Source organism: Collimonas sp. OK307, assembly GCF_900113705.1.
In the GTDB taxonomy this organism is placed as follows: Bacteria; Pseudomonadota; Gammaproteobacteria; order Burkholderiales; family Burkholderiaceae_D; genus Collimonas.
The window spans coordinates 1-23,761 of record NZ_FOQI01000002.1 but is presented as its reverse complement, the minus strand read 5'-3'; the positions used below and the strand labels follow the sequence as shown (position 1 = coordinate 23,761).

The following is a 23,761-nucleotide window of genomic DNA, read 5'->3' as shown; positions in this document are numbered from 1 at the left end:
AGAAGTTATCTCGACTGTTGACCGGAACGGATTCAATCAACGCAAAGACCGTGCCAGAATTTTTCCAGGCAGGAATAATCGGAAAAATGTTGAGGAAATCGAATTACGATTTATATCGTCAATATATTGTATACATATGAAAAGCCGATTTTCATGCCGGGTTGCGATGCAACAGCGGCAAGCGGAGAGGTTCAAGGCGAGGTGATTGTTGGCGAAAAATAACGCTGTTTATTGGTGAGCCTCCGCGCCAAATTAGGGACGTCGACATCGGGAAAGAACCGGATTAGTGCGTATCAATGTCTCAGAATAGCGACACTTTTCAATAAGTTGTATACACTTTAAAGAGGCTGTAGCAATGTCCGGTGTGGGATGAGGCGAGTGGGATTTTTGGTGCGGTATCTATGCGATATCGAGTATTTCCGCCAGGTCCACTTCGTGTTCGTCGTCGCTCAGGCGCAGGGCGCGCTCGATATCGAGCAGATGCTGATTCATCATTTTGACGGCCTGTGTGGCGTCGCCGGCGGCAATCGCGTCTATCAGGTGTTCGTGTTCGTCGTTCGGGCAGGCAGTCTTGCCTGGCGCCTGATACAGCGCGATGATCAGGGAGCAGCGCGATACCAGTTCGCGCAGGAAGCGGGTGAGCACCGGATTACCGGCGCTCTCGGACAACAGGATATGGAACTCGCCGCCGAGGCGTATCCATTTGGCGTGATCGCCTGAATGAAAGGACGCATGTTCTTCTCTTACGATCTGACGCAAGCGGGTGATTTGCGCGCGGCTGGCGTTGGCTGCCGCCAGCGGCATGATCGCCGCTTCGATAGCGCGCCGCGCGGCGAAGATATCACGGGTTTCCTGTGGCGTAGGCCGGGCGATGATGGCGCCCCGGTTGGGCCGCAATTCCAGAATATGGTCATGCGCCAGGCGCTGGATCGCCTTGCGCACGATGGTCCGGCTGACGGCAAACAGATCGCACAGGCTGGTCTCGGTCAGCTTGGTTCCCGGCGGCAGGCGCTGGCTCATCACCGCTTTCAGGACGGAGTCGTAAATCTTTTGATCGACAATGCCGCTGCCGCGCGTGGTGACGGGCTTGGCCTGCGCGGAAACCGTGTCGCCAGACTTACCAGACTTTTTTTTCATGTGTCTCATTTCCATTTTGAATTGCAAGCCTGCGCTCATGCTACCGCATATTCCCGTCGTCAGTTACCGCCAAAATCACAGGCACAAACCGCGCCAGATGCCTTCAACCTTCTCGCCGGCGTTCTCACCCCGACCTCTGGCATGCAGTTTGCTTTTGTAAGGACTTTATGCCGGTGAACCATTGCACGAATCCTTGCATTTTAAGTCGGCTATAAGCATAAGAATTGATGTAGCATGTTGCTTACTTGGTATGCGCTAAAAGGCGCACGCAGCACGGTAAGCAGCAACGCTGGAATCATTTTGCAACAGTCTTTCACTGGTACAGGCAAAAGAAAGTGACTTCAACCATACCGCGTCTGGAAATCGCCCATATCCGCAAAGCCTATCCAGGCGTGCTGGCCAATGACGATATCAATCTGAGCGTTGCCCCCGGCGAAATCCATGCTGTCCTCGGCGAGAACGGCGCCGGCAAATCGACCTTGATGAAAATCATCTTCGGCACGGTGAAACCGGATGCCGGCGAGATTTTCTGGAACGGCGAACAGGTCCACATCGCCAATCCGCATGTGGCGCGCAAGCTCGGCATTGCCATGGTGTTCCAGCATTTCTCCTTGTTCGATACGTTGACCGTTGCAGAGAACATTGCGCTTGGCATGGCATCTGATGTCAGCATGCCGGAGCTAGTCACGCAAATCCGCCAGACCGGCGAAAAATACGGTCTGGAGCTGGAGCCGCATCGCCATGTGCATACATTGTCGGTCGGCGAACGCCAGCGGGTGGAAATCGTGCGCGCCTTGTTGACCAGTCCGCAATTGCTGATCCTCGACGAACCGACTTCGGTGTTGACACCACAGGCAGTGGACAAGCTGTTCGTCACTTTGCGCAAGCTGGCTGCCGAGGGCTGTAGCATTCTATATATCAGCCACAAGCTCGATGAAATCCGTGCGCTCTGCCACAGCGCCACAGTGATGCGCAACGGCAGGGTCACCGGCAACTGCGATCCGCGTAACGAAACCAGCGCAGGCTTGTCGCGCATGATGATTGGCGACGAGCTTGTGCGCTTGCAACGCGAACGCAATCCTGATTCACAACGCAGCGAACGCAAGCTGCATATCAACCACCTGAGCTTGCCGAAGGGGCACCTGTTCGCCACCGAACTGCACGATATCGAATGCGAAGTGCGAGCCGGTGAGATCGTCGGCATCGCCGGCGTCTCCGGTAACGGCCAGCAGGAATTGCTGGCGGCGTTGTCCGGCGAAGATCAGCGCGCCGCCCCCAACATGCTGATGCTGGTCGGCCGCGCTGCCGGTCATCTGGCGCCTAATCCGCGCCGCGCGCTCGGCCTCGGACTGGTGCCGGAGGAGCGGCTGGGCCGCGGCGCGGTGCCGACCTTGTCGCTGGCTTCCAACATGCTGCTGTCGCACCAGAAGACTCCCTATGTGAAGCGCGGCATGATCGATTTTACCTACACCCGTAATGCCGCCGCCGCCATCATTGCGCGCTTCAAGGTCAAGGCCAGCGGCCCCGATGCGCTGGCTAAAAGCCTGTCCGGCGGCAATCTGCAGAAATTCATCGTCGGCCGCGAGCTGGATCGCAAGCCGAGCGTGTTCATCGTGGCGCAGCCGACCTGGGGTGTGGACGTGGGCGCCGCGGCGCAAATTCACGCGGAAATCCTGGCGTTGAAGAAGGAAGGTTGTGCAGTGCTGATCATTTCCGAAGAACTAGATGAGTTGTTTGCCCTGTGCGACCGGCTGCACGTGATTGCCAAGGGCAAGCTGTCACCGTCGATCCAGATCGAGCAAGCCACCCGCGAGCAGGTTGGCTTGTGGATGAGCGGTCTGTGGCAAGGTGGACAAGACGCGCAAGATGGTCAGGAGGCCGCGCATGCGTAACCTCTGGCCCTGGAAACTGGAGCTGCGCGGCACGCCATCGCGTTCGATGACGTATCTGTCGCCGTTGATTGCGATTGTAATGACCATGTTATTGGGCGCATTGCTGTTCATCGCGCTGGGCAAGGATCCGCTGGCCGGCCTCAAGGTATTCCTGATCGATCCGTTCAACGGCAAGCGCGCTATCAGCGAATTGCTGCTGAAATCCATCCCTTTGATATTGTGCGCGCTGGGCCTGGCAGTATGCTTCCGCGCCAATGTCTGGAACATCGGCGCCGAAGGACAATTCACCGTCGGCGCCTTGTTTGCCGGCGGCGCGCTGGTGTTGATCGATGTGCCGGGGCATGCCATTCCCGGTGGCCTCGGCCTGTGCCTGATGATCGTCGCGGGGATTCTCGGTGGCGCCTTCTGGGCCAGCATCACGGCGTTGTTGCGCGACCGTTTCAACGCCAACGAAATCCTGGTCTCGCTGATGCTGACTTATGTCGCGCAATTGCTGCTGATGTATGCGGTGAACGGGCCGTTGAAAGATCCGCACGGTATGAATTTCCCGCAATCGAAAGTGTTCTCCAGCGAATTCATGTTGCCGGAAATGATCAGTGGCACGCGCCTGCACATCGGCTTTGCCGTCACGCTGGTGCTGGCGGCTGTGATGACGGTGTTCGTGACGCGCAGCTTGCGCGGCTTTTCGCTATTCGTCGGCGGCACCGCACCGCACGCGGCGCGTTATGCCGGCTTTTCCAGCCGTAGCGCATTGTGGACCTCGCTGCTGATTTCGGGCAGCTTCGCCGGCCTGGCGGGAGCGTTTGAAATTGCCGGTCCGATCGGCCAGTTGCTGCCGTCGGTATCGCCGGGTTACGGCTTCGCTGCCATCATCGTCGCCTTCATCGGCCGCCTGCATCCGGTCGGTGCGGTGCTTGGCGGGCTGGTGATGTCGCTACTGTATCTGGGTGGTGAACTGGCGCAATCGCGGCTCGGCTTGCCATCGGCAATCACCGGTGTGTTCCAGGGCATGCTGTTGTTCCTTCTGTTGGCCAGCGATACCCTGATCGATTATCGCCTGCGTCGGAAAGTCGAGATTTAAACATGGAACAATTCGCTTCTCTCATCGCCGCCTCGATCAACGCCGGAACGCCGTTGCTGCTGGCGGCGCTCGGCTTGCTGATCAACGAACGCGCCGGCGTCCTCAACCTTGGCGCGGAAGGCATGATGCTGGTCGCCGCGATTGCCGGATTCGCGGTGGGATATACCACCCATAGCCCGATGCTCGGGTTCCTGGCCGGCGCGCTCAGCGGCGTGCTGATGGCGGCGCTGTTCTCGTGGCTGGCGCTGGTGCTGGCGACCAATCAGGTCGCCACCGGACTGGCATTGTCGATTTTCGGCGCCGGTTTGTCGGCCTTCATCGGCCAGCGTTTTGTCGGCCTGGCGTTACCGTCGCAAACGCTGTCTATCCCGGTACTCAAGGACATCCCGTTTCTCGGCCAGGCGCTGTTCCAGCAGCATTGGATGAGTTACCTGGCCTTGTTGCTGTGTGCCGCCATCGGCTGGTTCATCTATCGCACCCGTGCCGGCCTGATTCTGCGCGCGGTTGGCGAATCTCCGGAATCGGCCCATGCACTAGGTTATCCGGTGCGCTGGATCCGCTTTGCGGCGTTGCTGTTTGGCGGCGCTTGCTGCGGCCTGGCTGGCGCCTACCTGTCGCTGGTGTACACCCCGATGTGGGTCGAAGGCCTGGTTTCCGGACGCGGTTGGATTGCGCTCGCCTTGACCGCGTTCGCCACCTGGCGTCCGGTTCGCGTGCTGCTCGGCGCATTGCTATTCGGCGGCGTCACCATCCTGCAGTTTTACCTGCAAGGCATTGGCGTTACGGTGCCATCGCAAATCCTGTCGATGTTGCCGTATGTAGCAACCATCGTGGTACTGGCGCTGATTTCGCGCAATCCCGACTGGATTCGCCTGAACATGCCGGCTTCGCTCGGCAAGCCTTTTAAACCGGGCGCCAGTTGAGCAACAAATGAGCAAAAAATCCAGCAAACCTGATAGTACGTCGACCAACCATCACATAGAGGGAGATAGAAAATGAAGATTTCACGCCGGGCATCACTCGCAATGCTCACCGCGCTGGCCGCTGCCACGCTCATCGGCTGCGGCAAGAAGGAGGAGCCGGCCGCAGCGTCAGCTGCCGCAGCAGCACCCGCCGCAGCGCCGGCCAAGGTTGAACCGCTGAAGGTAGCATTCGTCTACATCGGACCGGTAGGCGACGCCGGCTGGACTTTCGCTCATGACCAGGGCCGCAAGGCGGTTGAACAGAAATATGGCGACAAGGTTAAAACCACTTTCGTCGAAAACGTTCCTGAATCCGCTGCCGATGCCGAGCGCGTGATCCGTCAGCTGGCGGTCGACGGTAACAAGGTAATTTTCGGCACCACGTTCGGTTATATGGAAGCGATGTTGAAGGTCGCCAAGGAATTCCCGGACGTCAAATTCGAACACGCTACCGGTTTCAAGACTGCCGACAATCTGGCGCAATACGATGTCCGCACCTATGAAGGCGCTTACCTGGCCGGTGTAGTGGCGGGCAAGATGAGTAAAACTGGCAAGCTCGGCGTGGTCGCTTCGGTGCCGATTCCTGAAGTCATCCGCAATATCGATTCCTTCACCCTGGGCGCGCGCTCGGTCAATCCGAAAGCCACTACCCGCGTAGTGTGGGTTAACAAATGGTTCGATCCGGGCAAGGAACGCGAAGCTGCAACCACGTTGATCGGCCAGGGCGTCGACGTGTTGATGCAAAATACCGATTCCGCCGCCGTGGTGCAAACCGCGCAGGAAAAGGGGGTGTATGCTTTCGGCTGGGATAGCGACATGAGCAGCTTCGGCCCGAAAGCGCATCTGGCGGCATCGGAGATCAACTGGGGTACCTACTACACCAAGCGCGTCGGCGAAGTGCTCGACGGCACTTGGAAAACCAGCACCAGCTGGCTCGGCCTGAAAGACAACGGTATCGATCTCGGCGGTTTCAACGCTGCCTTGCCGGACGATGTCAAAGCGCTGGTTGCCGAACGCAAGAAAGCCATCATCGATGGCAGCGGGCCGATCTGGAAAGGCCCTGTGGTCGACAATACCGGCAAGGAAGTGGTGGCGAAGGACGTCGTGCCTGATGACGGTTTCCTGCATGGCATCACGTTTTACGTGAAGGGTGTAGAAGGCAAGGTGCCAGGCTAACCGTGCAAGTTCCGGATCGGCGTTCGTCGCAAGGCCGATCCGGAAATTAAAAAAGGGAAAATAGTTCGTGAAAAAACAAATTTCAAGCATTTCACCATTTCAAACCGCTAAGGTCATGGCACTTCTTTATTTCGCTGTTTCCTTGCCGATGATTGTTCTCATGAGTTTGTTTTACACATTGATGCCAGGACCTAAAGCACCGCTGGGCGTAATGTTCATATTGCCGTTTCTTTATCTGATCTTCGGCTTTATTTTCACAGCGGTTGGCGCGTGGATTTACAACCTCATTGCAAAATGGGTCGGCGGGATTGAATTCACTGTCGCGGAAATCGAAAATTCCTGATGTTGTGTTAAAACGGGACTGCGCGAATAAAGATTCGTGCAGTCCCGTTTGTACGATCGGGTTTGAAGCGAAGTATTTTTTTATGGTTTGATCAAATTTCCATCCATCAGTCGCGCCAGTCCAAGCGGATTACCGTCCTGGACAGCCTCCGGCAAAAGATCTGCAGGCAAATCCTGATAACAGACCGGCCGCAGGAAACGATCAATGGCGCTGGCGCCGACCGAGGTGCTGCGGCTGTCCGAAGTTGCCGGGAACGGCCCGCCATGCACCATCGCGTAAGACACTTCAACACCGGTTGGATAACCGTTCACCAGGATACGGCCGGCTTTGCGCTCTAGCGTCGGCAAGAGCTTTCTGGCCAGCGCATGATCTTCATTATCGAGCTGCAGCGTGGCGGTCAGCTGACCGGCCAGGTGTTCGGCGACAGCGCGCATTTCTTCTTCGTCCCGGCAGGCGACAATCAATGAGCTGGGGCCGAAATTTTCATCTTCCAGCTGTTCGGTAGCCAGGAAAGTCGCCGCATCGGTGGCAAACAATGTAGCCTGGGCGGCGCATGGCGCGCTTGCCGGCAGGCCCTGGCCGAGGGTGGTGACGCCGGCAATTGCGCCCATGCGTTCGACGCCGGCGACATAGGCGCTGTGGATGCCTGGTGTCAGCATGGTGCCGGCCGCCTTGGCTTGCAATGCAGTTGATGCAGCTTCTTGAAACTGTGACAGATGTTCGCCCGCCAATCCGATCACCAGACCTGGATTAGTACAGAACTGGCCTACGCCCATGGTCAGAGAATCGACGAAAGCGCCGCCGATTTGCGACGCCCGTGCGGCCAATGCGTGCGGCAGCAGGAACATGGGGTTGATGCTGCTCATCTCGGCGTACACGGGAATCGGTTCGCGTCGTTGTGCCGCTGCGCGCATCAGGGCCAGACCGCCTTGGCGCGAGCCGGTGAAGCCGACCGCTTTGATGGCAGGGTGGCTGACTAACGCCTGGCCGACTTCGTTGCCGGTGCCGATGATCAGGGAAAACACGCCTTCCGGGAGTTTGCAGGTAGCGACTGCTTGCTGAATTACGCGTCCGACTAGTTCTGAGGTGCCTGGATGGGCGTTGTGCGTCTTGACTACTGCCGGGCAGCCGGCGGCTAGCGCAGCCGCGGTGTCGCCGCCGGCTACCGAGAATGCTAGCGGGAAATTGCTGGCGCCAAATACCGCGACCGGGCCGAGGGCGATTTTGCGTAGGCGTAGATCGGAGCGTGGCGGGGTGCGGTCGGGTAGGGCTGAATCGAGAGTGGCGCTTAGGTGGTGGCCGGCGCGCACTACGGTGGCGAACAGGCGAAGCTGGCCTACGGTGCGGCCGCGTTCGCCTTCGAGGCGGGCGGCTGGCAGGCCGGATTCTTGGACTGCGCGTTCGATCAGGGTTGGTCCGAGGGCGAGGATGCCGTTGGCGATTTCTTCTAAAAATTGGGCGCGTTTTTCCGGCGTGGTTTCGCGGTAGATGTCGAAGGCTTGTTGCGCGAGGGCGCAGGCGCGGTCGACTTCTGCGGTGCCGCCGGCGCCGAAATCGGGGCTGATCTTTTCATTGGTGGCGGGATTGATTGCGCGTAGCGTGCCGTCGTTGCCGCGTACGCTGGATTGGCCGATAAGCATTTCACCAGTGATATTCATTTATTTTCCTCGATATACAAATGTTCGATTTTTTGCGTCATCGCAAAAGCAATTACTTTTTTGTCGCCGCGAGTGTAGTTAAATGGGGTCAGAGTTTTTTTACGACAGTCTTATCGTCGTAAATTACTCTGACCCCTTTTAACGGGCTACGGAGTAAATTCGGTGGTCGTTAGCTGAAACGGTTGCTACTCCGTGGATACATGCCGGGGGTAGCCCGGCAGCTAGTCACTTTTCTTGCTTCGCCAAGAAAAGTAACCAAAAGAAGGCGACCGCAAAGCCACTGCCTTCCCTTCGGTCAGGTCCCCAAATGCGTCACGTATCAGGCGGGTGGGAAGACCAACTCGCTTCGCTCAAACATGTCTTCCCACAATTCCCGACTGACACGCGCCACATTTGGCAGCGTCCCCATGCGGACTTCAAAGTCAAAAGCCGCGTCAAAAACAACCCCACGCAGTTATTTAGGGTCAGAGTCAACTTTCGCAGGCTTTATCGCGAAACTTGACTCTGACCCTAATTAACGGTCCACGGAGTACAAACCGTAGCCTGTTTACTTATTACTGCGGTCCTTGCGCCAAAATCAACGCCTTCAACTGCTCACACTCTTCCGCATTCAAATCAATCAACGGCGTCCGTACCGGCCCACCATCATGACCGACAATAGTTGCGCCGGCTTTGACAATGCTGACGGCGTAACCCGCTTTCTTGTTGCGGATTGCCAGGTAAGGCAGGAAGAAACTATCCAGCAAACGGCCAGTGGTAGCGTGGTCGTCATTCTTGACTGCAGTGTAGAAATCCATAGCCAGTTTCGGCATGAAATTGAATACCGCCGACGAATAAACCGGTACGCCGAGCGCCTTGTACGGTGCGGCAAACAATTCTGCAGTCGGCAAGCCGCCTAAATAAGTCATGCGATCGCCAAGGCGGCGGCGGATCGATACCATCAGTTCGATGTCGCCGATGCCATCCTTGAAGCCGATCAGGTTAGGGCAACGCGCTGCCAGCAATTCCATCGAATCTGCATTCAGGCGGCAGATGCCGCGGTTGTACACGACTACGCCGAATTTGACTGAGTTGCAGATGGCTTCAACATGGGCTACCAAACCATCTTGGGATGCTTCTGTCAGGTAGTGCGGCATCAGCAGGATGCCTTGCGCGCCCAGGCGTTCGGCTTCTTGTGCGAAAGCAATGGCGGTGCGGGTGGGGCCGCCGGCGCCGGCCAGGATCGGCACTTTGCTACGGCAGGTTTCTACCGCCAGCCGTACTACGTCAGAGTATTCGGAGGTGGTGAGCGAAAAGAACTCGCCGGTGCCGCCGGCCACAAACAAGGCACTCGCACCGTAGGGAGCCAGCCATTCAAGCCGTTCCGCGTAGGTGCTCGGGCGGAAATTGCCTTGCGCATCGAAATCGGTAATCGGGAAAGACAGCAAGCCGGAGGAAAGTACTTGTTTGAGTTCTTGAGGATTCATGGTCTCGGTATCGTGTAGTGCTGCGGTTGATGATCGAGCGCCTTTGCCACGCAGAAGGGCATGTTGGCGTTCAGGGATTTAAGTTATCAGTCATCGTACAACAAAGATTTGCAGTATGCAAGCCGGAAAATATCGTTTGTTTTATTCAGGAGGACAAAGAGGATGGGGTTAAAACGGCGAAAACCGGTGGAAAACAGGTTGCAGGCAGTGCGTCGCGGAGAGGGGGTTACCGAGTGGCTGAAGCTGCCGGGTACGCCGGCAGCTTGATTGTTCGATTTTGTTCGATTGCAGTCAGTTCGTTGTCAGCCAGCCAGCCTGCCAGCCAGTCAGCCGTTTACGACTGCAACGCCATGCTGTCCTGCACCTTGCGCAAACGCTCGCGGCTATTGCTCAGATGGGTGCGCATTGCTGCCCGTGCTGTCTCCGGGTCCTGACGCACGATGGCGTTGTAGATATCTTCATGCTCACGATGCACGCGGTCCAGATAGGCCGCCGGATCGTCATGTGCCAGTTTGGCGGAATTGATCCTGGTGCGCGGAATGATGGTGGTGCCGAGGTGGGTCAGGATATCTACAAAATAACGGTTGCCGGTGGCTTGGGCGATGTGCAAATGGAACTGCACATCGGCCGCAACCGAGTCGCCATGCTCGTTGGCGCTTTTCTGGAAGGCATCCAGCGCCATCCGCATTTGCGCCAGTTGCTCGTCATTGCGCCGTGCCGCCGCCAGTCCGGCGGCTTCCGCTTCGAGGCTGATGCGCAGTTCCAGGATGGCCAGGATATCGCGCATGGTGACCACGGTTTCCGGATCGATGTCGAAATTACCAGGGTTGCTTGCTGCCAATACAAAAGTGCCGATGCCGTGCCGCGTTTCTACCAGCCCCGAGGCTTGCAGATGCGAAATTGCTTCGCGTATCACTGTGCGGCTGACGCCTTGCGTGCGCATCAGTTCGGATTCGGTCGGCAGTTTGTCCCCCGGTTTGCTGACGCCGGTGCGAATGCTGTCGGCAATATTGGCGACCACGCTCTGCGCCAGGTTGCGATGTTTTTTTGGCGGAGCGCTTGGAACGGGCAGAGTATTGAGCGGTGTATTCATGGGGTGGGGCCGCGGGAAAAGTAAATCTAGTTGCTAAATTATTTTTCGGTGATTATACTACGATTCAAGTTGTAGGATGACTGATAACACAACTGTAGTCTAGTACACATAAACATCAATAACAATAATAACGGCGCCCTGCAGCAAGCAATAACGGGCAGGTAATAACCGACAAACAACAGCCGACAATCCGGTTCCGATCCGCAAAATACGCAAGATGCGCGATGACGAGTTCGGATAGTGGGGATCTGCAGCGTATCAAGCGGCTTCATTGCAAGCGCTGACTCTGGAAAACGACAGGAGACGTAGGTGAATATCAACAAAACTACTGGGCCGGTATCGGCTCAACGTGGCAAGCTGCGCTACACGATTTTGTTCATGCTGTTCATGGTGACCACTTTCAACTACGCCGATCGCGCCATCCTTTCCATTGCAGGTACCGCAATGAAAAGCGAGCTGGGCTTCGACGCCGTCACCATGGGATTCATCTTTTCCGCCTTCAGCTGGGCTTACGTGCTGGGGCAATTGCCGGGTGGCTGGTTGCTAGACCGCTACGGTTCGAAGCGCGTGTACGCCGCCAGCATCTTTATCTGGTCGCTATTCACCCTGCTGCAAGGCGGGGTCCATTTTCTCGGTGTGCTGTGGGCAGTGCCGGCACTATTCATGCTGCGCTTCATGGTCGGCCTGGCCGAAGCGCCTTCCTTTCCCGCCAACGGCCGTATCGTCGCGGCCTGGTTTCCGACAACTGAACGCGGCACCGCCTCGGCAATTTTCAATTCGGCGCAATATTTTTCTACCGTGTTGTTCGCTCCCTTGATGGCCTGGATCACGCATGCCTATGGCTGGTCGGAAACGTTTGTGGTGATGGGTGCTGCGGGTCTGGTACTGAGCATGATCTGGATGCGGACGATGCATAGCCCGAAAGATCATCCGCGCATGACTTCGGCGGAACTGGCGCATATCCGCGACGGCGGCGGCCTGGTCGACATGGATCAGGGGTTGGGAGGGAGCAAGAGCGGCAAGGTTAACCGTGGCGTCAAGCTGGGTTATCTCAAGCAGCTGCTCAGCAACCGCATGTTGGCGGGGGTGTATCTCGGCCAATACTGTATCAATACAATCACCTATTTCTTCCTGACCTGGTTCCCGATCTATCTGGTGCAGGAACGCGGCATGTCGATCCTGAAAGCGGGCATCGTGGCTTCGCTGCCGGCGATCTGCGGCTTTCTCGGCGGCGTATTGGGCGGCATGATTTCGGACCGCCTGATCAAACGCGGCTTCTCGTTGACCTGGGCTCGCAAGATTCCTATCGTCGCCGGATTGCTGCTGTCGACCACCATGATCTTGTGCAATTACGTCGATACCCAATGGATGGTGGTCGGCATTATGGCGCTGGCGTTTTTCGGCAAGGGTGTCGGCGCGCTGGGCTGGGCCGTTGTGGCCGATACTTCGCCGAAAGAGATCATCGGTCTTACCGGCAGCCTGTTCAACATGTTCGGCAATATCGCCGGCATCACCGCACCGATCGTGATCGGCTATATCATCAAGGAAACCGGTTCTTTCGAGTGGGCGCTGGTGTACGTCGGCGCCAATGCCCTGCTAGCCGTGATCAGCTACCTGGTGATTGTGAAAGACATCAAACGCGTCGAGCTCAAGCCGCTTGACGATGCCGGACAGCCATACAAGAAATTATCTGGAGCGGAATCATGATCAAGGCAGCACCGGTTGTCGATACGGGCAACAACAATACGCCGCTGTACATCCGTATGCAGGAGCAGGACAACGTTGCGATTGTGGCCAATGACGGCGGTTTGCCGGCCGGCGCGGTCTTCCCGTGCGGGCTGGTGCTGCGCGACAAAGTACCGCAGGGCCATAAGGTCGCCCTGCGCGATCTGGCGGAAGGCGAGTCCATCGTGCGCTATGGCGTGGTGATCGGTTATGCGCAACGGCCGATTGCACAAGGAAGCTGGATCGAAGAATCGCTGGTGCGGATGCCGCCGGCGCGGGAGCTGACCAATTTGCCGATTGCTACCAAGGTTCCCGCGGCGGCAACGCCGTTGGAGGGCTACACCTTCGACGGTTATCGCAATGCCGACGGTACAGTCGGCACCCGCAATATCCTGGCGATCAGCACCACTGTGCAATGCGTATCGGGTGTAGTGGAACACGCGGTCAAGCGTATCAAGGCCGAATTGCTGCCGCGATACCCGCACGTCGACGATGTCATCGGTCTTGAACATACATACGGCTGCGGCGTTGCGATCGACGCGCCGGGCGCCGAGATCCCGATCCGCACCTTGCGTAACATCAGCATGAATCCGAATTTCGGCGGCCAGGCCATGGTGGTCAGCCTGGGTTGCGAAAAATTGCAACCGGGCCGGCTTTTCCCGCAGGGCTCGATTCCGATTCAAAGCACCGGCGGCAAGGAAGAAGGCTTGCGGGTGGTGTGTTTGCAGGATGCCGAACATGTCGGCTTCGAGTCGATGATCACATCGATCATGGCCACTGCAGAAGAGCAATTGAGCGAATTGAATAAGCGGCGCCGTGTTGCTTGTCCGGCATCGGATCTGATTGTCGGGGTCCAGTGCGGCGGCAGTGATGCTTTCTCTGGCGTCACAGCCAATCCGGCGGTGGGTTTTGCCAGCGATTTGCTGGTGCGCGCCGGCGCCACGGTGATGTTTTCCGAAACCACCGAAGTGCGCGACGGAATCGACCAGCTCACTGCGCGCGCTGCCAATGCCGAGGTAGCGCAAGCCATGATCCGCGAGATGGCCTGGTACGACGACTATCTTACCCGCGGCGGCGTCGACCGCAGCGCCAACACCACGCCGGGAAATAAAAAAGGCGGCCTCGCCAACATCGTCGAAAAAGCCATGGGCTCGATCGTCAAGTCAGGCAGCAGCGTTATTTCCGGCGTGCTCTCGCCTGGCGACAAGCTGAAGCAAAAAGGTTTGATCTATGCAGCCACGCCGGCCAGCGATTTTGTCTGCGGCACCTTGCAACTGGCGGCTGGCATGAACCTGCACATATTCACCACCGGCCGCGGCACGCCCTACGGCCTGGCGGCAGTACCGGTCATCAAAGTGGCGACCCGCAACGACCTGGCGCGACGCTGGCACGATCTGATGGATGTCAATGCCGGCCGCATTGCCAGTGGCGAAGCCAGCATCGAAGACGTGGGCTGGGAGATGTTTCATCTCATGCTGGATGTCGCCAGCGGCCGCAAGAAGACTTGGGCGGAACATCACAAATTGCATAACGCATTGACGCTGTTCAATCCGGCGCCTATCACCTGACCCGGCCCTAATGCATCTGGAACACGCGGCCGGCCCGCCGCGCCGCTGCAGCCAGATACAGCGGTGATGGCGCGCGCCGGTTTTCGCAATAGCAGGTGTACACCAGCTTGATCACATGGTCGTCGTCGGAAGCGATGGCGGTGGTGAACAGGTCATGCCACGTGTCCGCGCTGTCGACCAGGACCTCTTCCTCTGGCAGTGTGGCGTGCAGAGTGACATGTGAAGCGGCCAGAGGTGGCGCACCTGTCGACACATAGGCGGCGCAAAATGCTACCCACAAATCCGGCAGCAAACGCTGCGCCAGCGTTGGCGGCAAATGTGCCATGACGCGGCGCGTGGCGTGCAGGCCAGTGACAATATGCAGGGCAGTAAAATTATTGGTTTGCCAATACAAGGCTATTGCCGCCAGCGCCATGTCGTCGAGCAGCTGTTGTTGCGGTTGCGCCGGTGCGGCCGGTAGCGTCGTGTAAAACGACGGGTCGGCGCCCACCGCGCGCAGGCGCGCTACAATCCAGTCGCCAGTGAATGTCTTGCCGTTCATTGCGCGCGACAATACCGCCAAACCTTGTTTCACCGAAGCGGCGGGAACGCGTTGCCGCGATCCCATATCGATGTACAGATTGCCGCTGACCAGCGCCGCAAGCCCGGCTGCGATTTCGCCGACATGTTCTGCTTCCAGGCCATATCCGAGCCGGATCAAGGCGTGAAAAGCACCGCTGGCAGGGGCAAACGGTATCCGGCTCAGCACTTGTGCAAGTACGGCATCCGCGCCGGCGCTCCAGATCCATTCTTCATAGAATCCGCACAAAGCGGTGAATGCACTGGCGTCGCCGAGGGAAAACGGCCAGGTTTCGCGGTTGACGGATCTGACGGCAGGCTTGGCAGCCAGCGCGAAGCGGCCTTCCCACTTATCGAAAAATTCCTGCAGGCGCGCGGGTTGCGCACCCATGGCGGCCAGCGCGCAAAGCGCCATCGGACAGTGATTGGCCATGCCTCCGTTGTCTGCTGCAAAGCGAGCGTTGTCGTCGAGCAGGTGATGCAGGGTTGGTTCGCGCAGTCGTTGATTCATGTCATTGGCTCAGGATAAGTGGTAGACGAACCCAGTATGCAAGTTCAAGTCAACTTGAAGTCAACCAGAATTTTGTAGATTGCAAATTACAGATTACCAGGCGGCTCTCTTGAAGATAACGCTGGCTTTCAATCCGCGCAGTCGCTGCGCCTGACCGAGTTGTACTTCAGCCTGATGCAGTTCGGCCACCTGCTTGACGATCGCCAGGCCAAGGCCACTGCCGGTTGCTTGCGGTACCAGACAGCGATAGAAACGGTCGAAAACACGCTCTCTTTCTGCCGGCGGAATGCCGGGGCCGCTGTCTTCTATCTCCAGCAGGATGTCATCTTGCCGGGCCCGGATGGTGACGTCGACCTGGCCGCCGCTGGGCGTATAACGCACCGCGTTGTCGATCAGGTTGCGTAGCAGGATGTGCAAATGATGTTCCGATCCTATGATGGCGCCCGCGTCCAGCTGTTCCACGCCGAGGTTGATCTTTCGCATGTTGGCATAGGGGATAAGATCAATCGTCACCTCGCGCGCAATCTCGTGCAGTTGCAGCGGTACGTGCTGATCCTGGATCCCGGCCGACTCCAGGCGCGACACCATCAGAAGCTGCTCGACCAGATGACTGGTTCTTTTAACGCCAGCCTTCAGATCGGCCAGCGCATACGTCTCGCGTCCGCTTCCCAGCGACTGCTCCACCAGCTGGGTTTGGATTTGCAAGGTTGCCAATGGCGTGCGCAATTCATGCGAAGCATCGGCAATGAATTTTTTCTGGCTTTCCAGAGCGATGCCGAGACGCTGCAGCAAAGTGTCGAGTGCGTGCGTCAGCGGTTTGATTTCAGCCGGTTGGTCTTGCGAGGCCAGGCGCCCCAGCTTGTCGGGCGTGCGCTTTTCCAATTCTTGCGACAGCCTGGTTAACGATTGCAACCCGGTGCCGACACTCCAATGTATCAGCAAGCCCATGATCAGCAAGAATATCAGCAGCGGGATCAGGGAACGCAGCGCATGTTCTACGGCGATATTGCGCCTGCCGCTCAACGACTGCGCCACCTGGATGAAATTGCTGTCGGTCTTGCGGATAAAAAGTTTCCACTCGCTGTCATGCCATCGCACTTCGCTGAACCCGAGTTTCGCGAATTGCGGCAGGACCATGGCTGGATGCGAGGTGTACCGCAGTTTTCCGTTTTCATCCCAAATCTGCAAGATGCTGTCGTCGCCGTCGTATTTAAGCGCAGGGGCGCTTCTTTCCAGATCGCTGCTGCTGAAATGGGCGGGAATCGCGTAGGCAATCTGGCTCATCTGGTCGTCGTAGATATCGGCCAGCAATGCGCGGTCGATCAGATAGTCCGCCAGCACAAAACACGCGCCCAGGATGGTCAATCCGGACAGCAGCCAAAACAGCAGTCGGTTCCTAATTGACACATGTACTTTCACTGCTGGCGAGCATATAGCCGAGGCCGCGGATGTTGCGGATTACGCCGGGAGATAATTTTTTACGCAATGCATGGATATGCACTTCGATGGTATTGCTTTCGACATCATCGTTCCAGCCATAGACTTTGTCTACCAGCTGGGCTCGCGACAGCACAGCGCCTGGCTTCTCGATCAGCGCCGCCAGCACCATCAGCTCGCGGCTGCTCAGGGAAATATTCTTGCCCTTATAGGTGACGGTATTGCTGGCAGGGTCGAAATGAATATCGCCATGTGTCAGCAACGGGCTGGTGCGGCCGCCGCTACGCCGCAGTAAAGCGCGCACGCGCGCGGCCAGCTCATCCAGATCGAAGGGTTTGCTCAGGTAATCGTCGGCGCCCGCATCCAATCCTTCAATCCGGTTCAGCACGCGGTCGCTGGCTGACAGAATGATGACCGGCGTGCTGTTGCTGTCGGAGCGCATTTTCTTCAGCACTTCCAGTCCCGATTTGCGCGGCAGCCCCAAATCCAGCATCACGGCCGAATACGATTCCGCAGCGAGGGCGGCTTCGGCGGCAATCCCGTCCTGCGTCCAGTCAACGGTAAAGCCATAGCGATAGAACCCTTTACGGATGCTATTGCCCAGCATGTAGTCGTCTTCAATCAGAAGTAAGCGCATTGGGTGTCTTGGCCTGGTCGACCTTACAAAATAGCAGCCGATTGTGACGAGCGCGTGAAATATGCGGGTGATTGACGTAAATCAGACAGATTCGGGCAGATTTTTTTAAGATCATTTTCGCTTAATTTTCAAAGCTTATGCTTCGCCCCGAACTACGGCCAGCACGCTCCTGCACGTAGCTGCAAGCCATTCACGGAACATCTTCTTTCGATTTTTACGACACGATCTGAATTCAAAAAAAGGAAACCTAGAAATGAAGCGCCCCAGTTTGAAGCCGACCACCCAGCAAGTCTTGCAGGCATTAGCCGTCATGTGCATGACTGCACCGATTATCGCCAACGCGCAGCAAGCAACCGATCTTGGCGCCGTTAGCGCCAACGGCGGGTCCGGTACCGTTGAAGTAACCGGCAAGGCCATCACTGCCGACAAGACCGCACCGTCGCAGAGTTCACTGACAGCACGTTCGGCGCAATCGATAGTGAGCGATGAGTTCATCCGCAACCTGACTTCGCCGGTAGCCGATTTCAGCCAGGTGCTGCAGATGACGCCGGGCATGTACAGCTATAGCCCGAACGGTGTCGGCCTGGGCGATACCAAGACCTTCTTCCGCGGCTTCTCCGACGGCGACTACACGATCAGCTTCGACGGCATTCCATTCCAGGACACGAATAGCCCGTCGCATCACACATGGGCATTTTTCCCAAGCCAGTTTTTGGGCGGCGCGGTAGTCGACCGCAGCCCAGGCTCGGCAGCGACCATCGGCCCGGCCAACTTCGGCGGTTCGGTCAACCTGCTGTCGCGCAACCTGGAACCGGACCAGCGCACCAGCGTGTTCGGATCGTACGGTTCATTTAATACCAAGATTTACGGTGCCGAGGTTGAAAGCGGCCAGTTCGGTCCGGACGGCTCGTCCAACCTGCTGGTGAACGCCCATCAAATGACATCGGATGGCTATCAAACTTACAACAAGCAAACGCGCGATGCGGTGTCGCTCAAATATCAATATGCAATTACCGACAACACCGCGTTGACCTTGTTCGGTTCCTATATCGACCTGAAAGCCAATACCCCGAATACCAAGGGTGGAACCCGAGCCCAGATCGCGCAGTTCGGCGACGATTATTTGTTGAGCAACAATCCCAAGCAGGCCAACTACTGGGGCTACAATTTCTACCATGTCACCTCGGACTTCGAATATGCCGGCCTGACCTCGAACCTCGGCGGCGGCTGGAAGCTGGACGACAAGCTCTACACCTACGCTTATCATAATCAGCAGAATTACAACGGTTCCACCATCACGGCCACCAGCGCCACCGACAAGCTCAACGCCTACCGCACCTACGGTAACCTGCTGCGCCTGAGCCAGGAATCCAGTTTCGGCATCCTGCGCACCGGCCTGTGGGCGGAAAACGCCGATACCAATCGCTACCAGATCCCATCCGATCCACGGACCTGGGTTGATTCGGTGCTGCCGAATTTCCACGAACGTTTCAAGACCACCATTCTGCAACCGTTCGTTGAATACGAGTTTCAGGTCGCCAAGGATCTGAAGATCACGCCAGGTGTCAAATATTCGTCGTATCGCCAGGATCTGACCCAATACGCCGATAACGGCAAGACCGTCGGTAACCTGGGTGGCCTGCCTAGCGTCGGGCATGCGGTGACTTACAACACGGTGTTGCCGTCGTTCGATGTCCACTACATGCTGCAGCCGAACTGGTCGGTCTACGGCCAGTACGTGGTTGGCGATGAAATTCCGCCAAGCAGCGTCTTCGATGTCAAGAACGCCAAAGTCACTGCCCTGCCGTCATCGATCAAGAGCAAGACCTTCCAGATCGGCTCGGTCTGGAAATCGGATCGCTTTACCTTCGATATCGATGCTTACCATATCAAGTTCGATAACGCCTACTCGTCCTTTACCGATAACGCCGGCAATACCACCTTCTTCGCCAACGGCAGCTCCACCACCCAAGGCATCGAGGCTGAAGGTAACGTCGTCCTCGGCGCCGGCTTCAGCCTGTACGCCAACGCCACCTACGGTACCGCCAAGTTCGCCAACGGCCAATGGGTTGCCAGCGCACCTAGCGACACCGAGACACTGGGCTTGAACTACAACCAGGGCGGCTGGGATATCGGCTGGCTCAACAAGCGTGTCGGCACCATGTACAACGACAACGGCAGCGTGCACCAGGCAGTCAAGATCGCGCCATTCACGATCTCCAACCTGTTCGTCAACTACACCATCAAGCATCCGGCGCAGTTCATCAAACAGGCAAAGATCCAGTTCGGCATCAACAACCTGTTCGACAAGCACAGCATCGTCGGCGTCAACCCGGCTACCACCACGACTTCGGCGCCGGCGCCGGGAGATGTGTTGACGCTGTTGCCGGCGCGGAGTTTGTCGCTGGCTTTGAATCTGGATTTCTAAACGCCTGTCGGACTTAGGGCATTCGATCCATCGGGAGAGCTTTGCTCTCCCATTTATCTGAATCTACATCATGAATATTTCACACCTGCATGAACTGGCTAACGAATCCGGCGGCACGCTGTACCTGATGCTGGTGCTGTTGCTGGTCGCCTTGACCGTCATCATCGAACGCGCGCGTTACCTGTCCAACATGCAGCAAGGCGGCGAACAGATCATCGCCATGCTCAAGCGTGAAGATGGCGGACAAGAGCAGGGCGTGTTGCCGCAAAAACTGGCGCGCCTGCCGCACGGCCGTTTGTTCGACGTGTTGCAGCATGAGCCGGCCAATGTTGACCGCGCCACTTTCGACGGCCACCTGGAAGAAGCCATCATGCATGAAGTACCGACGCTCGACCGCTCGCTGTGGCTGCTCGATACCGTCGTCACGCTGGCGCCGCTGCTCGGTTTGTTCGGTACCATCATCGGCATGTTCAACGCTTTCCACGTACTGGGCGATACGCAAAACGGCGCGGCCCAGGTTACCGGCGGGATTGCCGAAGCGCTGATCGCCACTGCATCCGGTTTGTTTATCGCCATGATCGGGCTGGCCTTCTTCAACGCCCTGCATACACGCGTGCGCATCGTGCTGCATCAACTGGAAACCATCAAGGTCATGCTGCTTAATCGTCACGACCGGCTACAGCCGCGAGTTACGTCTGGCGTATCTAATGTAAAGTCGATTTCCCATCCGGCGGCGAGGGCTTGAGATGCGCTATCTGGAAACCAAGAAGGCCAGGATAGAAATCATTCCGATGATCGACATCATGCTGTTCCTGCTCGTCTTCTTTGCGATGCTGACGCTGCGCATGATCCCGGCTTCCGGTCACCTGACCAAGCTGCCCACCAGCTCCACCGCTGTCAGTATTCCGACGCCCAAGCTGCTGGTCGAGATCCAGCAAGACGGCACCCTGCTGGTTGAGGGGCAACAGCTGACATCGGTGCAATTGACCGACAAGCTGCGGCGGCAGGACAACAGCAAGACCGCGGTCACGATTGCCGGCAATCAAACCGCATCGCTGCAGCAGGTGATGACGGCTATCGATGCCATCAAAAAGGGTGGTGTTACCGAACTCGGCCTTGCGACCCGCAACGGCGATAGTAAATAAAGGCGGCAATGTTGATTAATTTCCGTCATTTCCCGAGCGGCGCTTTTGCGTTGGCGATCCTGGCCGAGCTAGGCATCGTCGCCGTGGTGGCACTGATGCTGGCAGGCGCGGTGTCGTCCAAACCGGCCTTGTCGGAGCCGGTGCCGATCACGCTGGTCAGTGAAGAACCGGCGCCACCGACACCGCCAGCACCGCCGCCACCGAAACCTTTGCCGCCGGTCGCCATGCCAAAACCGCAGGTCCAGCCCAAGACCAAGGCGGCGCCGCAGAAACCCGCAGCGTCGGCAGCGGCAGTCCCGACTCCAGAGCCAGCGCCTAGCGCACCGGCACCGGTAGCCGAAGCGCCAACCGCTTTTTCAGAGCCGGTACCGACGCCGCCTGCGCCACCACCGGCTGGTAACAAGGACGCACCTAACGCCGAGTACGCGGCCAAGGTCAAGGCTGCGGTGCAAGCTGCCGTGGTGTATCCGCCGGCAGCGTTGGCGTTGCATTTTGCGGGGCGTGTGCGGGTCGAGTTCCATCTGCGCGACAGCGTCGCCGGCCAGGCCAGGATTGTCACCGCCAGCGGCGTTGGCATGATCGACCGCGCCGCTCTGGCGTCGGTGCAGAGCGCCAGCTATCCGACGCCGCCAGCCGATATGCAGGGCAAGGACCATGTGTATCAGGTCTGGGTTGAATTCAAATCCTGATGTTTTGATACCGGTTTGATCTTATTGATTTGTTTTTTTTATTAATCCGTTTCTATTTGAAAGTACCGTCATGCGTAAATTCATTGCTTCCGTACTGGTTATGTCCCTCGTCGCCTGCAGCGCATCGGTGCTGGCGCGCGAGGAAAATCCATTCATCACGTCGAAGGAAATCGACCTGATCAAATTGCTGCCGCCGCCACCGGCCAACGATTCGCTCCAGACCAAAGCCGAGCTGAGCGAAATCCTCGCCTTGCAAGCCGCCCGTACGCCGGAAATGGTAGCGCGTTCGCAAGCCGACGCCACTGAAAACATCTGGCGTTTCGCCGATGTGATGGGAGTCAAATTCAAACCCGAGCAACTGCCGCTGTTCGCCAAGTTTTTCCAGCGCGTGGTCGATTCGGAGGGCGCCGTGGTTGACACTTACAAGGACGTCTGGAAGCGCCCGCGCCCATTCATGTATAGCGATCAAGTCAAGCCCGTGGTCAAACTGTCCCGCTCCGGCGCTTACCCGTCCGGCCATGCAACAGCTGGCACGTTGATGGGCATCGTATTGTCCAACATGGTCCCGGAAAAACGCGCCGAGATCATGGCCCGTGCCGCCGAATACGCCAACAACCGCATCATCGGCGGCGTCCACTACCGTTCCGACATCGAAACCGGCCGCATCACCGGGACTGTGATCGCTGCCAGGTTACAGACCCGCGACGATTTCAAAAACGGCTTTGACGCTGCAAAGAAAGAGTTGCGCGCTGTGTTGGAACTGGGACCGGAGCCGGCTGAGAGCATGTAAGTCTGGGCGACACCCTATGCTGCAAGAAAGCCAATCTCCGGGTTGGCTTTTTTTTAGCTGTCATTTATGCGATCCGCCCGTATTTTTACGACATCTTTATGCGCACTTCCCTACACTGGATTCATCAAGGATAGCTACGCGGGTTTCATCATGATCATCACGATTTTCAGCGAAAACAGGTCTGTTAAACGGTCGGTAATCGCTCTCAACCTGGCAGCACATTGTGCGCTTAACCATCGCAAGGTACTGCTGCTGGATGCCGCTTCGCCGCAGCATGCGCTGGGCTGGGACAAGCGGCGTAGAGCCAATGGTGGCAAGACGAAGATTACCGTGCGCGGTATTGAGAACTTGCGGTCAGAGTTGGAAAATCCGGCATCCTATTACCGCAGCCACTATCCGGATACGATTATCGATGCCGATGGCGGCGATGCTCACAATACCGACGCAGCGCTGATTGCTGCCGATGTATTGGTGATTCCGTTCGAATCTAGCCAAGGCTATGGCGGAGAGGAATTAATTCAACGCATCGAAACCCTGCGCTTGTTTAATCCCGCGTTGCGCGTGCTGGTGGTAGAAGTCCAGGCCATCAGCGCCTTTGGCGCTGCCGCAAGAACAGAGAACAATCCAGCCCAGGCCGCAGCAAACAAAATCCTGACAGCGACATTGGCAGAGACAGTGATTCACGAATGGATCGACGATCGCAGCACCTTCGATCAAGGGTTGTCCTTATTCGAATGCGAGCCCCGCAATGAGCGTGCCATAGCGGAGATCAAGGATCTTTATAAAGAAATCAGAAGAATCAGAGTCCGTCCGCTAGAACCCGCCGCCAACAGTTTGGCCATATTGCATGCTTTGCAAAGGCGGACGGAAGAGAAGGAGTTGTGCCAGGTTGGTAGCGATGCCCCCTGCGAATCGTCAGCGAGCAGCTGATACGGTCGAAGTACAGGGCAGTTGCGGTTGCTTTTGAATTTGAAGTCCGCATTGGGACGCTGCCAAATTTGGCGCGTGTCAGTCGGGAATTGTGGGAAGACATGTTTGAGCGTAGCGAGTTGGTCTTTCCACCCGACTGATACGCGCCATATTTGGGGACCTGACCGAAGGGAAGGCAGTGGCTTTGCGGTCGCCTTTCTTTGCTTACTTTTATATGGACGCCTCCTATTTGCCAAGGTTTTTTTGTGTACTGCCAAACAGATAAGGATGCAGTTTTATATCCGGCCCTGTTGCAGACTGAACCCTGCTGGCCTTGATGGAATCCGCTGACTCACACCTAATTTCTTTGACGAGCTCTTGGCTCTAAAGTAAGTTCAGGTTTCGTGAGTCCCGGTCTGACCTGTTTGCCATCACACTCAATTACCTTGCGCAACCTTTCAACGTACTCATGTTGTAAAACTCATCAACTGCTACGTAACGATCTGTTCATGCGGCTCTGGTGCTGACGTAAGCGCGCTCATACTTTCGATCGTGC

General features: G+C 57.3%; 20 protein-coding genes. 13 read left to right on the top strand and 7 right to left on the bottom strand.

Annotation, left to right across the window (positions count from 1 at the left end; translation table 11 throughout):
- Positions 1–399: 399 nt before the first annotated feature.
- Positions 400–1,137: a GntR family transcriptional regulator gene (locus BM205_RS03790; protein WP_092412753.1), complete on the bottom strand. Its 738-nt coding sequence runs from the start codon at positions 1,135–1,137 to the stop codon at positions 400–402.
- Positions 1,138–1,472: 335 nt separating this feature from the next.
- Here BM205_RS03790 and BM205_RS03785 point away from each other — a divergent pair, with 335 nt between their 5' ends.
- The 5 genes from BM205_RS03785 (at position 1,473) to BM205_RS03765 (ending at position 6,591) form a co-directional block, all read left to right on the top strand.
- A complete protein-coding gene (locus tag BM205_RS03785; RefSeq protein WP_092412752.1) occupies positions 1,473–3,029 on the top strand; it encodes an ABC transporter ATP-binding protein in 1,557 nt (518 codons plus the stop codon).
- Entirely contained in the window at positions 3,022–4,110 is a 1,089-nt protein-coding gene (locus BM205_RS03780; RefSeq protein ID WP_254783729.1) for an ABC transporter permease, read from the top strand. The genes BM205_RS03785 and BM205_RS03780 overlap by 8 nt, the downstream gene beginning before the upstream one ends.
- Positions 4,111–4,112: 2 nt before the next feature.
- Positions 4,113–5,033, top strand: a complete 921-nt coding sequence (locus tag BM205_RS03775) for an ABC transporter permease (protein ID WP_092412748.1) — start codon at positions 4,113–4,115, stop codon at positions 5,031–5,033.
- Positions 5,034–5,105: 72 nt separating this feature from the next.
- Entirely contained in the window at positions 5,106–6,248 is a 1,143-nt protein-coding gene (locus BM205_RS03770; protein WP_092412746.1) for a BMP family ABC transporter substrate-binding protein, read from the top strand.
- Between the two features lie 67 nt (positions 6,249–6,315).
- Complete coding sequence (locus BM205_RS03765; RefSeq protein WP_139227209.1) at positions 6,316–6,591, top strand: DUF3566 domain-containing protein; 276 nt, start codon at positions 6,316–6,318, stop codon at positions 6,589–6,591.
- An 80-nt stretch (positions 6,592–6,671) separates the two neighbouring features.
- Here the strand turns inward: BM205_RS03765 and BM205_RS03760 are convergent, their stop codons facing one another.
- From BM205_RS03760 to BM205_RS03745, 3 genes are all read right to left on the bottom strand, one after another.
- Positions 6,672–8,249: an aldehyde dehydrogenase (NADP(+)) gene (locus BM205_RS03760; RefSeq protein ID WP_092412742.1), complete on the bottom strand. Its 1,578-nt coding sequence runs from the start codon at positions 8,247–8,249 to the stop codon at positions 6,672–6,674.
- Between the two features lie 554 nt (positions 8,250–8,803).
- A complete protein-coding gene (kdgD, locus tag BM205_RS03755) occupies positions 8,804–9,715 on the bottom strand; it encodes a 5-dehydro-4-deoxyglucarate dehydratase (protein WP_092412740.1) in 912 nt (303 codons plus the stop codon).
- A 334-nt stretch (positions 9,716–10,049) separates the two neighbouring features.
- Positions 10,050–10,808 carry a FadR/GntR family transcriptional regulator gene (locus BM205_RS03745; protein WP_092412736.1) on the bottom strand — a complete coding sequence of 253 codons (759 nt, stop codon included), beginning with the start codon at positions 10,806–10,808 and terminating at the stop codon, positions 10,050–10,052.
- 378 nt (positions 10,809–11,186) lie between these two features.
- Between BM205_RS03745 and BM205_RS03740 the strand changes: the two genes are divergently transcribed.
- Together BM205_RS03740 and garD are read left to right on the top strand one after the other, a co-directional pair.
- Positions 11,187–12,515: an MFS transporter gene (locus BM205_RS03740; RefSeq protein ID WP_254783754.1), complete on the top strand. Its 1,329-nt coding sequence runs from the start codon at positions 11,187–11,189 to the stop codon at positions 12,513–12,515.
- Positions 12,512–14,101 (top strand): galactarate dehydratase, encoded by a 1,590-nt coding sequence (gene garD / locus BM205_RS03735; RefSeq protein WP_092412732.1) that lies wholly within the window; start codon positions 12,512–12,514, stop codon positions 14,099–14,101. The genes BM205_RS03740 and garD overlap by 4 nt, the downstream gene beginning before the upstream one ends.
- A gap of 7 nt (positions 14,102–14,108) precedes the next feature.
- Here the strand turns inward: garD and BM205_RS03730 are convergent, their stop codons facing one another.
- From BM205_RS03730 to BM205_RS03720, 3 genes are all read right to left on the bottom strand, one after another.
- The gene (locus tag BM205_RS03730) at positions 14,109–15,170 is read right to left on the bottom strand and encodes a questin oxidase family protein (RefSeq protein ID WP_092412730.1); all 1,062 of its coding nucleotides are present in this window, start codon (positions 15,168–15,170) and stop codon (positions 14,109–14,111) included.
- Between the two features lie 93 nt (positions 15,171–15,263).
- Positions 15,264–16,577 (bottom strand): ATP-binding protein, encoded by a 1,314-nt coding sequence (locus BM205_RS03725; RefSeq protein ID WP_254783728.1) that lies wholly within the window; start codon positions 16,575–16,577, stop codon positions 15,264–15,266.
- On the bottom strand, positions 16,567–17,244 hold the full coding sequence (locus tag BM205_RS03720) for a response regulator transcription factor (protein WP_092412726.1): 678 nt from the start codon (positions 17,242–17,244) through the stop codon (positions 16,567–16,569). Before BM205_RS03720 ends, BM205_RS03725 begins: the two co-directional genes overlap by 11 nt.
- A gap of 253 nt (positions 17,245–17,497) precedes the next feature.
- Between BM205_RS03720 and BM205_RS03715 the strand changes: the two genes are divergently transcribed.
- From BM205_RS03715 to BM205_RS03690, 6 genes are all read left to right on the top strand, one after another.
- Positions 17,498–19,672 carry a TonB-dependent receptor domain-containing protein gene (locus BM205_RS03715; protein ID WP_092412724.1) on the top strand — a complete coding sequence of 725 codons (2,175 nt, stop codon included), beginning with the start codon at positions 17,498–17,500 and terminating at the stop codon, positions 19,670–19,672.
- Positions 19,673–19,742: 70 nt separating this feature from the next.
- A complete protein-coding gene (locus BM205_RS03710; protein ID WP_092412722.1) occupies positions 19,743–20,417 on the top strand; it encodes a MotA/TolQ/ExbB proton channel family protein in 675 nt (224 codons plus the stop codon).
- Position 20,418: 1 nt separating this feature from the next.
- Complete coding sequence (locus tag BM205_RS03705) at positions 20,419–20,817, top strand: ExbD/TolR family protein (protein ID WP_092412720.1); 399 nt, start codon at positions 20,419–20,421, stop codon at positions 20,815–20,817.
- An 8-nt stretch (positions 20,818–20,825) separates the two neighbouring features.
- Positions 20,826–21,506: an energy transducer TonB gene (locus tag BM205_RS03700; RefSeq protein ID WP_092412718.1), complete on the top strand. Its 681-nt coding sequence runs from the start codon at positions 20,826–20,828 to the stop codon at positions 21,504–21,506.
- A gap of 70 nt (positions 21,507–21,576) precedes the next feature.
- On the top strand, positions 21,577–22,296 hold the full coding sequence (locus BM205_RS03695; RefSeq protein ID WP_092412716.1) for an acid phosphatase: 720 nt from the start codon (positions 21,577–21,579) through the stop codon (positions 22,294–22,296).
- Positions 22,297–22,446: 150 nt separating this feature from the next.
- Positions 22,447–23,226 carry a hypothetical protein gene (locus BM205_RS03690; protein ID WP_092412714.1) on the top strand — a complete coding sequence of 260 codons (780 nt, stop codon included), beginning with the start codon at positions 22,447–22,449 and terminating at the stop codon, positions 23,224–23,226.
- Positions 23,227–23,761 lie beyond the last annotated feature (535 nt).